Here is a 13,550-nt window from a genome sequence, read left to right as displayed (position 1 = left end):
GCTCATGTTTCCCCTCACACTCCGCCGCCGTTGGCGCGATCTACTCAGCGGCTTCTGGCTGATTCCGGGCCTGGTCTTTCTCCTTGGGCTAGCTCTGGCGTTCCTGTGCCTTGCCCTTGATCGCTATATAGCCTATCCAGGCCCCATCTCGTCCGTGCTTGACAATCCCGATGCCGTTCGCAGTGTCCTGGGCACCGTATCGGGCGTACTGATTTCGATTACGGCCTTGATTTTCTCCATTACGCTCGTCATGCTCCAACTCATCTCAAGCCAGTTTACACCACGTGCTATCCGTGGCCTGTTCAGTGACCGAGTCAATCAGGTGACGACCGGCGCGCTGGTGGGTATTTTCGCGTATTGTCAGATTATTCTCTTTAATATCCGTAATGAAACTCCAGCGCACCCCGCCTTTGTGCCTTTTCTCGGTGTTTGCGTCGCTGCGTTTCTGCTCTTTGTCGGGCTTGGCCTCTTGCTTCTCTTTATCAGCCACTCAGTGTATGCTGTTCAGATTGCTAACATTGCGGCTCGCATTACCTGGCAGACCCTGCAAACCTTGCAGAAGCGACCATACCCTGATATCCTGGCGGAACAAGATCTCACCGCTGATGGAGAACGATTGGTACAGCAATGGAGCGCTGAGGCTCCCGCGTTTCCACTGTATGCCAGGCGGGCGGGGTATGTTCAGACTGTTTCAGTTCGCGATCTGAGAAAGGTCGTCTTACAGCATCACCTGCGCTTGTTTTTGCGCGCCTACCCTGGCCGCTTTGTGACCACACAAACCATCATTGCCGAGGTATGGGGACTCCCATCACACGCATCTCCTCTGATCGAGAAACAAATTCATTCCTGCCTGAGTATCGCCAATGAACGCGACCTCTGGCAGGACGCAGGCTTCGGGGTGCGCCAATTGACAGATATTACTTTGCGCGCACTCTCAGCCGCGATCAACGATCCCACGACCGCCGTGCTCTGCATTGATTATCTGCGCGTGTTACTGGAGTATCTCGTACGTGATCAGGCCATTGCGCCCCTCTATTCGACGTACTCCGGAGTGCTGGTCGTCGAATGTCGCTCCTTTGAGGAATACGCACAAATGCTCATTCAAATAGGTCGTTATGCCTCGACAGACGCTCGGGTTGTGAACCGACTGCTGCACACCCTGGAGTGTGTTGCCGAGATCGCCAGTGTCGAGCAGCAACGCGCGCTGCGTTTCCTGCACACCCTGGCGCAGACCATTGCTGCTCCTGCGCTGGCACAAGCCGCCACCGATTTTGATCGCGCGCTGATTGAAGAGCAACTCGAACGAACATTGCAAAAAATGGCCGAGTAGGTTCTTTCAATCATTGCTTTTCTCTGTATACTGAGAAAGAGAGCCTTGTAAGGCCGATAGAGGAGCGTTCCTATGGACCACCAGGTAGAGAACACACAATCCAAGCAGGGAAGAGATCAACACAAAGCCAATGAGCATCTGGCGAATGACCGGACAGGATTAGCCTGGATACGTACAGGACTGGCCATTATCGGCCTTGGCTTTGTGATCTCGCGCTTTGGTATGCTGTTACGTGCCCAGGCCCGGCCCGACCTGCCTCCCTCGGCGATACATTACTCCACGCTTCTAGGGGTAGCCCTGGTGGCCCTTGGCGTCCTCACACTCGTCTTCGCCTTGATCAGCTATCTCCGTATTCACCTCGCCATCGAGCAGAATCGGTTTGCGGGCACGCCCTGGCTTGTCGCAACACTCATGGGATTATTGGCCGTTCTGGGAATCTTGCTCTTTCTCTATATGTGGTTGGTCAGTTAGCCAAGCTCCGATTTGACGGCTTCAGTGGCCTTTACACGAGCAGCACACACCAGTTGAGCAGGCAGACGCGGATAGCGAACACGCAAGGGATAAGCGCTCTACTATGCAGTTCCACCCCATTGCTGAGGCGCTGCATGAAACCGAGTCGCATGAGCGCATAAAAACAATCAGTATGTTCTTGTAATGTTTGCCCCATGAGCTGCTTTTGCTTGTTGGTCGGCTTCAGTTATCCCACATCTGTCCATACAAGAATATCTCATCCATACAAAGATTTGTTGATAGGTACAGGTTCCCTCCTGTGCCCAAGTTCCAAAAAAGGAAGACCTGCTTCCTCCCCATCGCTCAAGCAAGGGATAACCGCAGGTCAAGTCTGATGATGTGGCCTCCTTGCCAGATCATTCCAAAGCTGCACAACGCCAGTAGAAGAGAAGCCTGCTCACTTATGGGGTCACAATAGGAAACGCTTGCTGAAACGTATCCAACAAGCCGAGAAGCTCCTTCACGGCGGCTTTGTTTCCTTTCACCTGGATGGCACCGTTCTCGATGGCCTGGTCAAAAGTCATCTTTCCTATGTTGATCGTGTCCAGCGCCTCCCGTGTAAGAGTGAGTGTAGCGTCAGCGTCTCTTGCTTGTTTCTCGGGAGTATAGGTCAAGGCGCAGTTCTCCAGCCGGAGTGTATACTGCTCTTTGATGTCCGTGAAATCCCAGTTCAGCAGGATGCGCTTGCCATTCGCTCTGGGACCATTAAGATGCACCCCCAGGTAGTCGAAGTACATCGGCAAGGTCATCGCTTTGAGCAGGTCCGGACTATTGACAATCGGTGGCAGCTCCGGAATGCCATTGCGTAACTCAAAAGCTCCCATCAGGTACTCGTTACGCCAGGTCCCATTCTCGGCCTGGTAGCCAAGTTGCTCCAGAGCATCCGCTAGAAGCAGCCTGGCCTGCTCATTCGAGGGTTCAGCAAAGACCACATGTTTCATTACCTCTGCAACCCAGCGATACTCTCCATGCTCAAAGCTGGCCTGCGCTTTCTTGAGAATGGCCGCTGCTCCCCCCATAAACTCAACATATTTCCTGGCAGCATCCTCCGGTGGTAGGGGATGAAGGTCGGACGGATGGGAACTATAGAAGCCCAGATACTGTTGATAGATGGCCTTGCTATTATGGTTGACCGACCCATAATAGCCCCGATTATACCATTCCTGGCTTAGACTCTCAGGCAGTTCGATCATCTCCGCGACCTCCAGCATGGTCGCTCCCTGGTTCATCAAGCGTAAGGTTTGGTCGTGCAGGTACTTATAGAGATCGCGCTGCTTGCTCAAGAACGTTTGAATGTTGTCCTTGCCCCAGGTCGGCCAGTGATGCTGTGCAAAGACAACGTCACTCCTCTCTCCAAAAAGCTCGATCGCCTCATTAATCGTCTTCCACCAGGCAACGGCATCACGCACTTGCGCACCTCGCAAGGTGTAGAGATTATGCAGATTGTGTGTCATGTCTTCCGCTGCACACAGTGCGCGCATCTGCGGAAAATACATAAGCATCTCCGCAGGCGCTTCGGTCCCCGGTGCCATCTGGAAGATGATTTCAACCCCATCAATGGTACGCGTTTCTCCGGTAGTGCGCAGGATGTCCGTCGGAGCAATTAAAGTCATTGTTCCTGTTGAGATCGTCTTGCCCAAACCAGCATCAACCTGTCCGTGGGCGCTGCGTGGGAGAACCGGCCCATACATATAGGTGCTACGACGCCCCATCGCATTACCCGCGTAGATATTTTCGCTCACCGCGTGCTCCAAAAAGCCATCAGGAGCTAAAATGGAAACCTTGCCACTAGATACATCCTCCTCGGAGACGACGCCCTTGACGCCGCCAAAGTGGTCGGCATGGCTGTGGCTATAGATGACCGCTACCACGGGCTTTCTGGGAAAGTGTTGATAGTATAATTCCAGGGCAGCATGGGCCGTCTCGGTACTGAGCAGGGGGTCTATCAGAATGAGCCCCGTGTCTCCCTGAATAATTGTCATATTGGAGAGGTCAAAGTTCCGCACCTGATAGATGCGATCAGTGACCTGAAAAAGCCCATGAATCGCATTGAGCTGTGCCTGACGCCAGAGGCTGGGATGCACACTCGCTGGGACGTCCTGCGAATCCAAAAAATGATAGGGGCCAAGATCCCAGATAGGCTGCCCATCTGCGCCCTGAATTCGAGCATCTGGCAGCGAAGCGAGAAAGCCGCGTTTGCTAGCCTCAAAATCATCCCGATTCGCGAATGGCAGCATCGAAGACATGCGACCATTCGCTTCCCTGGTCACCTGCGTGGCCTCTTTGGGCTCACTCTTCAGTTTCAGTGCGTGTTTTCTCATGATCATCTCCTTTTCAGAATGGACCTTGACAGTGAGAGACCGTTCTTCTCCCACGCCCTTAGATCTATATATAACAGAGCTTGATTCTTACCTATTACTCAATACAAAGATCTATCTTTTATCTAAAAAATCCTTTCTGTTATAGATCATAAAGTATACTTCTAATACTTTATATCTCTAAATCTCAAGATGGTTTTTTCTTAAAAAAATCAGATTTCTCTGTATTTTTTAAGGATTATTGTACACCTCCTTCGTTACGCTCTTGTCGTACCTGTGTTCACAATATCCCTGTTGTGCCATTGCACTCCATATACGAATTTCAGCCTCTCAATTCCTTTCGCAAGAGAGACTCTCAACCTGGATGACATATGGGTGATGAGCACACTTCCGACTGGTAGTGAAACAATCGTCACATGTTTGCCCACTTATTCGTGGAGAATAAGACGTCCACAAGTTTTCATCTTCTCTCTGGCTTCAAATTCACTCCAAGATGGATTAGCTCTTTCTATTTTTCTACTCATTTATACATTACTCTGTATATACAAACTCATCTAGGTGTATTCTATAGCTCAGTTATATTTTACTCCTTTTTAAGCTTAAAAATATGCTATTATCACTCCATGAAAACCTATTAGAAACGCGACAGCGAAAATATGAGGCCAGACAGCAATAGAAGGGAGAAAACCATATGTAAGCGATGTCACTGTATCATGTACCACCTTCAGCAGGTCACGGTTTCGCCTCATCTGTATGCAGCAAACGTACAGGAAGCAAGGGCAAACGAGGAAAAGACAGAGAAGTCAGTGAGTACACACAAGCCGCGCAGATGGAGGGAGGCACACCCCTGGCTGACCGGGTCCAGCAACAACAGCCTGTTCAAGTGGTTCTTCATCCATCTACTCAGATTCACAAGATCCAGCAGAACGCAGATGAGCTATTTGCCTGGGTTGATGTCTCCTTTACACTGTATCAGTCGTTAGCCGATCAAACAGGAAAACGAGACGAGCACACCGTCCTTGATCCGAAAACACAAAAACCTCTCATCCAACATATGCAGGTCCTGCTCCTTGCAGGGCTGAATACGGTCACCGGCCAGAGCTGGCTCGTCATGATATATGCTCTCAACGCCCCACCGCCAGAAATACTCGATGTCCCTTGAAATCCTGACCACCTCTCGGAAGAAAAGAGGCGGCGCTGTAGCAGGCGCCGCCTCTTTTTCGTTCTGCTTCCAGGTTCCTGCAAGGCCGGTTCGCGGCATCCAGAACAACGTGTGTTCTTACTGCCTGGTCGGCACACGTCGATACTTAAACATCCTCTCCCACCTCAAGATGGGAGTTTCCTGCGCCGCTCCCGTGAATAGTATGGAAAAGAAGCCAGGAAATGTATCTCTTGCTTTTTCCTCTCGTATACTGTATACCTATATACAGCACCATAGTTCAGCAGGCTAAACCCGCGAAACATCAGATATACTGAGAGTTTCGTGCGGCGATTACCACACAGCGCTGCAAACGGGCTGAGGACTATTGTGGTAAAGGACTATCCTGTTTACGAGGCTCCAAAAAGCAGAGGTTCCCACAAACCGATCTGGGGGCAGGCTCCTGAAGCGGTGCAGGAACCCCAGCAGTTCAAAAGAAGCAAAACCCGAATACGGGATCGAAATTTATAGGAGCAATCATCCAAATGGGGGATACTCTGTTTCGGAGTCGAAACGACAAAGAGCCCGACCATGGGATTTAAATTCGACAGATCCTCACGCGGCCGCGCAGGATACAGGGTATAGAAACGATCAAACAAGCGAGCAGTTTCCGCTCCCTGCTCTTTGAGTTTCCTTTTTAAGAAGGTGACAGCTTTTTTATCGCCTCTTTTCCGCTAACCACATATCTCGCTTGTCATTCTCTCCTAACAAGACACCTTATGCTCCTATCCTTCTCTTTTTTCTCTTACCTTTTTACACCTCAATGTTTTTGGGCTGACGCACAGAGCAGAGAGGCATTGAACCAGTTGAGAGCATAGGTACCTCTCAACAGAAAGAGAGCTTGAGGGGAAAGAGGCGCGTAAGCAGGGTGATGGCAGACATTGAGAGGCTTCCTGGAGACCAGACTATCCGCCGTTCCTTCAAGAGTCACAGTTGATGGGCCCCCCAATTCGGAGATGCCCACCAAAATGGCGAGATCGTGCACACAACAAGAGTGCTTGGAGAGCGCTTACAGGATCTTCAAGCGGGTAGGATGGGAGAGCGTTTGAAAGGTTCTCGCCACCTGCGCAATTAACGCCTCAGAAGGAGCGGCAGCTTGCAGCTCTGCAACCTTTTCAGGATCAATCGGCTGGGGACTATAGGGAAGCTCTTCCTGTTTTCCTGTCAGATGAGACATGCCTGATTCTGTTTTCCTGTTCACTATCTGAATATTTACTCAGATAATAGCAGGGGGCCTTTGCTGCTGTCAAGGGAGGGGTATGCCTGCATGACACAGGAAACTGTTTTATGGTCTGCTCGTAGAGCTCTTGCACAGAGGCCAGAGACAGGCGCGAATAGATTTCCAGCGACGCTCTGCTTTCGTGGCCAGAGTACGGTTGGATCAGAGCATCATCGGTCCCTTGTGTTTTCAACCAGGTTAAAGCGGCAGGCCATTGCACGCAGGTGATGTCGCTCTACCGCGACTTGTTCCACCAGCCCGGTGTGTCTCTCTCATCGGTCACATTCCCTCGTTTTATTGTGTCATTATTATGACAAAGGAAATCTGCCAGATGCGATAGGGGGACGCACTCCTGCTTCCCGCACAGATAGGGCTACCCATCAAGACACCCGAAAGAACAAATCGGCAGTCAAATCACATCATGGCAAAGAAAGCCTGGTCTATAAAGAACATAAGGACCTTCTATCAGTAGGCCCTTATGTTTATTCATCCGTATCGAAAGGATAAATTTCATGACCCATACATCTCCTACACATCCTATTCGCGTAGGCGTTCAGTTGCACCCACAGCATACCAGCTACGAGGACTTCGCACAGGCAGTGCGGGCGGTCGAGGAATTAGGCGTTGATAGCATCTGGAACTGGGATCATTTTTTTCCGCTCACTGGTGATCCGCAGGGCAACCATTTTGAAGCGTGGACGCTGCTCACGGCGATGGCCACACTGACAAAGCGTGCCAGGATAGGGTGTCTCGTGACCTGCAATACCTACCGCAATCCAGCTCTGCTCTCTGATATGGCGAAGACCGTTGATCATATTAGCGGCGGCAGACTGATTCTCGGGATCGGTGCGGGCTGGTTTGAGCGCGATTTCAAGGAATTTGGCTACCATTTTGACACCCCAGGCCGCCGCCTGGCAGCACTGGAGGAAGGATTGTCAATCATCAAAGAACGTTGGGAAGTGGATGCACCTAAACCCATCCAAACGCCTATTCCCATCTTAGTTGGTGGCAGTGGTGAGAAGAAAACGCTACGCCTGGCTGCGAAATATGCAAACATCTGGCATGGCTTTGGTGATGCCGCTACACTCACGCGGAAGATGGAGGTGCTTGATAGCTGGTGCAAAGAGATAGGGCGCGATCCGAAAGAAATTGAGCGCTCTTCCGGCACGGATGCAGACGATTCAGATACAACACGTGATGCACTTCTCAGGGCGGGAGTAACCCACCTGATTATAAGTGTGGGCGCTCCCTGGGATTTCGAACCTGTTGAGAAGCTGGTACGCTGGCGTGACAGCCGACGTGGTTAGCCAGCATGTTCAAGGAAGTCGAGAATAGTCGGCTTCCTTGACTTTTTTGGCCTTTGAGGCGCCAGAAAGGATGGTTGCAGGGCCGCTCATCAAGAAGCCCCTAATCAAGGCCACAAGGGAGCGCCTGATGTCTGGCTCGAAGTGAATGCGAAGGTTTCAGAGAGATTGGAGGGTATCGAGGTCGGCGATAAGATTATCGTTATTACCAATCAAAAAGAGACACGAGTTCTCTTGTAGATTCAATCAACAGGTTCCTTCATGAGGTTTTTAGAGGGCACAGATACTCCGCTCACCCGCGTTCTCTGGCATCTGGCTACCAGCAGAAAGGCAGGCACTGAAAAGGGTTCCGATTTTTGCGCCTGCACAGACATCACCAATCTAACATACGCCTGCATGAGGTACAAGATTGCAACAAGTATCATGTGGCTCCCTTCTTCAGAATCTGCTCTTGCTAGCATAATACCTTTGCTTCGACAAAAAGCGAAAACTTTTTCTTCTCTTTTTTTGAAAGAGATTTCATTACATCACACCTCGCTTTTGGTATCAGCAAACATATAGCCTTTTTCACTGCTCCTGGAGCCATAGAAGCTGATTCCCCTTAGCATCCTTTCTCCACCCACTCGCTTTTGAAACGCCATAGAAAAGAGGCCCTCCGTTCGTGGGGGGCCTCCTCTGGCAGGTCGAACGGTTTATTTCACCGCAGTCTCTTTTTTCGCGATATCAGCATAGAAATAGCCACTATCCTTCATAATACGCTGTTGTGTCTGATGATCAACATAGATCAAGCCAAAGCGTGGCTCAAAACCGAGCGCCCATTCAAAGTTGTCCATCAGCGTCCAGACAAAGTAGCCTCTGACTGGAACCCCTTCCGCGATGGCGCGCTGAAGGTACGTCAGATGGTCGCGCAGATAGGCGATACGTCGTTCATCATGTACATGGCCATCCGGGCTGACCTCATCTGGTAGCGCTATGCCATTCTCGGTTATATATATTTTCGGCGGACCGTAGCGCTCATTTACATACTTTAAAATATCATAGATGCACTTCGGGTATACCTCCCAACCCATCAACGTATGTTCGCCCGGAGGCAATACCCGGCAGTAGTTCACGGGAACAAGTTCGTCTCCATGCGCGATCACCGAACGCCGATAGATATTGATGCCCAGATAATCCAGCGGAACCGCCATCCGCTGCATATCGCCAGTCTCAATTCGCGGCATCTGCTCCCCGAAAAGCGCAACCATATCGGCTGGATATTCACCACGCAGCAACGCATCAAGGAACCAGCGATTCTGCATCCCGTCGAAGCGCAAAGCAGCAGCGACATCTTCAGGAGCCTCCGAAGCCGGCTCCGCAACATTTATATCCAGCACAATCCCGACCTGGCTTTGAGGCACATTCTCCCGAATCACCTGTGCAGACGCTCCATGTGCAAGGAAGACATGATGTAGAGCTGTCAGAGCAGCTCCAGGCTGCATCCGCCAGCCGGGCGCATCCTCGCCAAGCACATAGCCACCCCAGGTGAACACCCCCGGCTCGTTGAACGTCGTCCAGTGTTTGACCCGGTCACCAAACGCCCGCGTGACAACATCGGTATACTGCACAAAGTCCTCAACAATTCCGCGGCGGAGCCAGCCCTTCCCTTCATCCTGAAGCGCCTGGGGCAGATCCCAGTGATAGAGCGTGACAAATGGCTGAATGCCCGCTTCCAGTAAGCCATCAATCAGGCGGCTATAGAAATCCAGTCCGGCCTGGTTGACCGTGCCACGCCCCTGAGGCAAAATGCGAGACCAGGCAATAGAGAAACGGTACGCGTCTAGATTCAGTTGCTGCATCAGCGCGATATCCTCACGCCAGCGGTGATAATGGTCACAGGCAATATCACCATTTTCGCCGTTCTTGATTGCCCCGGGCGTATGGGTAAAGGTATCCCAGATATTTTTTCCACGTCCACCCTCGGTCACAGCTCCTTCAATCTGGTACGCAGCGGTAGCCGCCCCCCAGAGAAACCCCTCCGGGAACTCACCAATGGCATTCTTCATACTCACAATTTCTTCCTTTCCATCATGAAAGTTCATTCGAGGCCGCAAGCGCCAGATCGATAAAGAGTGCAGATGACCAGCCAAAAGCATGGGTTGCCCGTGGTGGTTTCTCACCGGTGAGCGGATGATAGTATTCATAGAAATCATCTGCCGCAAGTGCCAGCTCCAGCGTGCGCCGCCGCAGCTCTCGCGCCTGCTCAGGATAGCCTGCACGAAAGAGTCCATCGATCAGCAAATAGTTGACATTCAGCCAGACAGGACCACGCCACATGGATAGCGGGTTAAAGGCCGGGTCATCAAAGGCAACGGTGGGCACCGGATGATGTCCCCAGAATTGCCGTTCGTCTGTCAGCGTCTCAACCAGGCGATCAGCGATTGCAGCAGGCATACGACCGGTAATCAAAGGGAAAAGGTTAAACGGCGTGCGCACTGCAAGCAACTGCCCATCATGAGCCGCCCGGAACAGGCCTGCCTCCTCATCCCAGCGCAACTCAATCATCCGCTGTGCTAGCTCGCCTGCTTTCTGCCGCCACTGCTCCGCCTCGTCCGGCCGCTCAAGTACCTCGGCAATTCTGGCGAGATAGTCATATTGCAAACAGAGATATGCATTCAGATCGGGCGTTTCAACGGGCAACCCCTGATCCCAGAGCGGGTTATTATCCAGGCCAGAGGACCAGGGATGCAGGTACTCACACAGGCCATTCCCGTCCGGGTCGCTCCTGGTAAACCACCAGTGCTGAAAACGGATGATTGGATCATACATCTCATTCAAAAACTCCCGATCCCCGTCAAGCTCGTAGAGCTTCCATGCGGCCCAGGCCGTCAGCGGTGGCTTGGTGATATCAGCCTCCACAATCTCGGTGGTATGTGCCAGAATCCCTTCATCATGTACGATGTCAGGAATCAGGCCGTCAGGAAGCTGATAATCAAGCATGATGCGGAACTGATCCTGAGCCAGCCGCATATCACGATGTCGCAGCGCAAGCGCGTGGAAATACGAATCCCAGTGCCAGACGCCAACATAGCCCATTTTCGAAGGAACCATCCCTTCACGTATCGGGTGAGCATAGGGATAGAGCAGGTTGACACGCATCACCCACCAGGCATAGTAATACCGGGTACGATACTGCTCGGCGACCTCCGGCACTCCGGCAAACCAATCATGCCAGCGCTGTTCCGCCGCCTGGAGGGCCTGGCTGGCTGGAAGAACGCGCCGATTAAAGCCAGGCGTTCGTGTGATATTGAGCAACAGCGCAGCATCTTCCTCTGCTTCAAAGAGCAGACGTATCTCGTATTGCCCGTTCGTCAACTCAGTTACACGATTGCAGAGCAGAGTGGCGTTCGTTGTATAAACCAGCGAGCACGGTGAGGTGCTGGAACGGCTCAGGATGCCCCCGCGTCTGTCAGTCTGTCCCTGCTCCATTGGCGTATGCAGAATCAGCCCGCTCCGCCCGGCAGGCAGAGCCACCAGCAGGGTTTCGGGATCAACAAAGGTAATCCGAAAAGTCCCCCCCGGCGTCTGGTTGAGAATCTGATGGGGATAGGTCGTCCACGCACAAGCGCAAGGCTCCCCGGCCTCATCGGTGAAGCGCCAGTTGGTGATAGCTGGCGACAGCTCCGGGTCAATTTCATATTCAGCCAGACCAACCCACAGGCTCCGCTCGTCCGCACGAAAGAGGATGAGCCGGGAATCACGGTCGGTAAAAGGCACCCGCTCCAGCATGATGCGGTTCTTCAAGAGATTGAGATATGGTGATCCAGTTTCCATGTATGTTCACTTCCATCTAGAGAGGAGGACACAACTATGACTTCAGACCGGTCAGCGCAATTCCCTGAATAATCTGACGCTGACCCAGAACGTAGACCAGCAGCACCGGCAATACGGCAATCATTGAACCAGCCATCATCAAAGCCCACTGTGAGGTGTACTGCTCCCGGAACTGATTCAAGAGCAAGGGCACGGTATAGAGATCCGGGCTGCTAAGCATGATGAGCGGTACAAAGAAGCTGTTCCACTGTCCCAGGAAGGTAAAGATCCCCAGGGCGGCCATTGGCGGCTTCAGCAGCGGCAGGATCACATGCCAGAAGATCTGCCAGCGGCTGGCCCCATCAATGATCGCGGCCTCTTCCAGCTCTTTTGGAATCCCCAGAATAAACTGACGCATCAGGAAGACCCCGAAGGCATCGAAGAGCGCTGCTGGCACGATTAGAGCAAGATGGTTATCCAGCCAGCCAAGCCGTTGCATAATCAGAAAGCGCGGGATAATAGTTAACTGAAATGGAATCATCATTGTTGCCAGAAAGAGCACAAAGACGATATTGCGCCCAGGAAACCGAATTCTGGCAAAGGCATATCCCGCCATTGCCGTTGTAATCAGCTCACAGGCAACAACAACGATGGCAATATAGAAGCTGTTCCAGTATGCCTGGCCGAAAGGCATTGCCTGAAGCGAGGCAGGGTAATTCTGCCAGACAATCGGATTCGGCAGAAGCGAGAGCGGATCTTGAAACGCCTGCGAATCTTCCTTGAGCGATGTTACCGCCATCCAGATAAACGGCCCAGCCATTATGATCGCGCCGATAATCAGCAACACGTGTATGAGTGCGGCAAGCATGCTTCCGGCAATGCTACGCTGCTTCTGCCTCGGTCGGCGAGCCTGAAAAACAGGCTTTGACGTCTTTACAGCCTCTTGAAGCATACATCTTCCCTTCCTTCAACTTTACAGATCGTAGTTCACCCAGCGCTTTTGAAACGCAAACTGGATGAGGGTCAGGACGAGCAAAACCGCGAAGAGAATCATTGCCGAGGCGCTCGCCGGTCCAAAGGTAAACTGCCGAAAACTCAGGTTATAGATATGGTAGACAATAGTGTAACTGGCCTTGTCGGGGCCTCCCTGCGTCATCACAAAGGTCTGGTCGAAGACCTGAAAAGAGCTGATAATCGAGAGCACGGTGATAAAGAAAAGGGTCGGGCTCAACAAAGGGAGCGTGACTTTCCAGAAAAGCTGGAAACGGTTTGCACCATCAATGCGAGCCGCTTCAATATAGGTGGATGGAATATTCTGAAGACCGGCCAGGAAGATCACCATGTTTGAACCAAGGCTACTCCAGATGCTTACAATTGAGATTGAGGGAATAACCCAGTGCGCATCAATCAGCCAGGCAGGCCCCTCAATGTTGAACCAGGAACGCAACAGGACATTGATAAAGCCGGCGTCGCTGTTCAGCAGCCAGAGCCAGATCACACCGGTTGCTACCGAGCTGGTCACAACGGGCATAAAGTAGATAATGCGATAGATCGTTTTCCCGCGCACTTTGTTGAGACCCAGGGCTACAAGCAGCGCAAGCAGGATACCACCCGGTACTGTGATCAGGGTGTAGATCGTGGTGTTGACGAAAGCAATACGCAAATTCGGGTCTGAGAGCTGATCGATAAAATTTTGCAGCCCAACAAATTGCACCTCGCCCAGGCCGTCCCAGTGTACCAGGCTCAACCACAGAACGATCACCAGCGGAATGAGCGAGAAGGTGACCAGGCCGATCAACTGCGGCAGGAGAAAGAAGCCTCCCCAGAAGGCTTCACTCAGCGTCCGCCGCCACCTGTTCCTGTGCACGCTGGCCTTCAT

11 protein-coding genes and 1 pseudogene are annotated in these 13,550 nt (G+C 52.1%); 4 read left to right on the top strand and 8 right to left on the bottom strand.

Annotated features, from left to right (window positions below; all coding sequences use genetic code 11):
• Window positions 1-4: 4 nt before the first annotated feature.
• Together EI42_RS20095 and EI42_RS20090 are read left to right on the top strand one after the other, a co-directional pair.
• The gene (locus EI42_RS20095; protein ID WP_111324429.1) at window positions 5-1,330 is read left to right on the top strand and encodes a DUF2254 domain-containing protein; all 1,326 of its coding nucleotides are present in this window, start codon (window positions 5-7) and stop codon (window positions 1,328-1,330) included.
• A gap of 72 nt (window positions 1,331-1,402) precedes the next feature.
• Window positions 1,403-1,801, top strand: coding sequence for a YidH family protein (locus tag EI42_RS20090; RefSeq protein WP_111324428.1), 399 nt, complete (start codon window positions 1,403-1,405; stop codon window positions 1,799-1,801).
• A 31-nt stretch (window positions 1,802-1,832) separates the two neighbouring features.
• Here the strand turns inward: EI42_RS20090 and EI42_RS32690 are convergent, their stop codons facing one another.
• Window positions 1,833-1,997 (bottom strand): hypothetical protein, encoded by a 165-nt coding sequence (locus EI42_RS32690; RefSeq protein WP_170142773.1) that lies wholly within the window; start codon window positions 1,995-1,997, stop codon window positions 1,833-1,835.
• A 244-nt stretch (window positions 1,998-2,241) separates the two neighbouring features.
• A complete protein-coding gene (locus EI42_RS20085; protein WP_211326272.1) occupies window positions 2,242-4,161 on the bottom strand; it encodes an alkyl/aryl-sulfatase in 1,920 nt (639 codons plus the stop codon).
• A gap of 826 nt (window positions 4,162-4,987) precedes the next feature.
• Between EI42_RS20085 and EI42_RS20080 the strand changes: the two genes are divergently transcribed.
• Window positions 4,988-5,320: a hypothetical protein gene (locus EI42_RS20080; protein WP_137686441.1), complete on the top strand. Its 333-nt coding sequence runs from the start codon at window positions 4,988-4,990 to the stop codon at window positions 5,318-5,320.
• A gap of 1,045 nt (window positions 5,321-6,365) precedes the next feature.
• On the opposite strand, the gene EI42_RS32685 is transcribed toward EI42_RS20080, so the two are convergent.
• Together EI42_RS32685 and EI42_RS34930 are read right to left on the bottom strand one after the other, a co-directional pair.
• Complete coding sequence (locus EI42_RS32685) at window positions 6,366-6,533, bottom strand: hypothetical protein (protein WP_170142772.1); 168 nt, start codon at window positions 6,531-6,533, stop codon at window positions 6,366-6,368.
• A gap of 94 nt (window positions 6,534-6,627) precedes the next feature.
• Window positions 6,628-6,777, bottom strand: a pseudogene (locus EI42_RS34930) (tyrosine-type recombinase/integrase); the annotation flags it as partial.
• A gap of 310 nt (window positions 6,778-7,087) precedes the next feature.
• On the opposite strand from EI42_RS34930, the gene EI42_RS20065 reads away from it, so the two are divergent.
• A complete protein-coding gene (locus EI42_RS20065) occupies window positions 7,088-7,882 on the top strand; it encodes an LLM class F420-dependent oxidoreductase (RefSeq protein ID WP_111324423.1) in 795 nt (264 codons plus the stop codon).
• Between the two features lie 689 nt (window positions 7,883-8,571).
• Here EI42_RS20065 and EI42_RS20055 read toward each other — a convergent pair.
• From EI42_RS20055 to EI42_RS20040, 4 genes are all read right to left on the bottom strand, one after another.
• Window positions 8,572-9,924 carry a GH1 family beta-glucosidase gene (locus EI42_RS20055; RefSeq protein ID WP_111324421.1) on the bottom strand — a complete coding sequence of 451 codons (1,353 nt, stop codon included), beginning with the start codon at window positions 9,922-9,924 and terminating at the stop codon, window positions 8,572-8,574.
• 22 nt (window positions 9,925-9,946) lie between these two features.
• The gene (locus EI42_RS20050; RefSeq protein ID WP_111324420.1) at window positions 9,947-11,692 is read right to left on the bottom strand and encodes an amylo-alpha-1,6-glucosidase; all 1,746 of its coding nucleotides are present in this window, start codon (window positions 11,690-11,692) and stop codon (window positions 9,947-9,949) included.
• A 34-nt stretch (window positions 11,693-11,726) separates the two neighbouring features.
• Window positions 11,727-12,539 (bottom strand): carbohydrate ABC transporter permease, encoded by an 813-nt coding sequence (locus EI42_RS20045; RefSeq protein WP_346268196.1) that lies wholly within the window; start codon window positions 12,537-12,539, stop codon window positions 11,727-11,729.
• A gap of 105 nt (window positions 12,540-12,644) precedes the next feature.
• Complete coding sequence (locus tag EI42_RS20040; protein ID WP_111324418.1) at window positions 12,645-13,550, bottom strand: carbohydrate ABC transporter permease; 906 nt, start codon at window positions 13,548-13,550, stop codon at window positions 12,645-12,647.

Source organism: Thermosporothrix hazakensis, assembly GCF_003253565.1.
Classification (GTDB): Bacteria; Chloroflexota; Ktedonobacteria; order Ktedonobacterales; family Ktedonobacteraceae; genus Thermosporothrix; species Thermosporothrix hazakensis.
The sequence above is the reverse complement of the archived record's forward strand: the minus strand, read 5'-3'. Positions and strand labels throughout refer to the sequence as shown.

Excerpts from the sequence above, each read along its gene's own strand:
- EI42_RS20095 (WP_111324429.1), top strand. The coding sequence starts at position 5 with ATGTTTCCCCTCACACTCCGCCGCCGTTGGCGCGATCTACTCAGCGGC.
- EI42_RS20090 (WP_111324428.1), top strand. The coding sequence starts at position 1,403 with ATGGACCACCAGGTAGAGAACACACAATCCAAGCAGGGAAGAGATCAA.
- EI42_RS32690 (WP_170142773.1), bottom strand. The coding sequence starts at position 1,997 with ATGGGGCAAACATTACAAGAACATACTGATTGTTTTTATGCGCTCATG.
- EI42_RS20085 (WP_211326272.1), bottom strand. The coding sequence starts at position 4,161 with ATGAGAAAACACGCACTGAAACTGAAGAGTGAGCCCAAAGAGGCCACG.
- EI42_RS20080 (WP_137686441.1), top strand. The coding sequence starts at position 4,988 with ATGGAGGGAGGCACACCCCTGGCTGACCGGGTCCAGCAACAACAGCCT.
- EI42_RS32685 (WP_170142772.1), bottom strand. The coding sequence starts at position 6,533 with ATGTCTCATCTGACAGGAAAACAGGAAGAGCTTCCCTATAGTCCCCAG.
- EI42_RS20065 (WP_111324423.1), top strand. The coding sequence starts at position 7,088 with ATGACCCATACATCTCCTACACATCCTATTCGCGTAGGCGTTCAGTTG.
- EI42_RS20055 (WP_111324421.1), bottom strand. The coding sequence starts at position 9,924 with ATGAAGAATGCCATTGGTGAGTTCCCGGAGGGGTTTCTCTGGGGGGCG.
- EI42_RS20050 (WP_111324420.1), bottom strand. The coding sequence starts at position 11,692 with ATGGAAACTGGATCACCATATCTCAATCTCTTGAAGAACCGCATCATG.
- EI42_RS20045 (WP_346268196.1), bottom strand. The coding sequence starts at position 12,539 with ATGCTTGCCGCACTCATACACGTGTTGCTGATTATCGGCGCGATCATA.
- EI42_RS20040 (WP_111324418.1), bottom strand. The coding sequence starts at position 13,550 with ATGAAGGCCAGCGTGCACAGGAACAGGTGGCGGCGGACGCTGAGTGAA.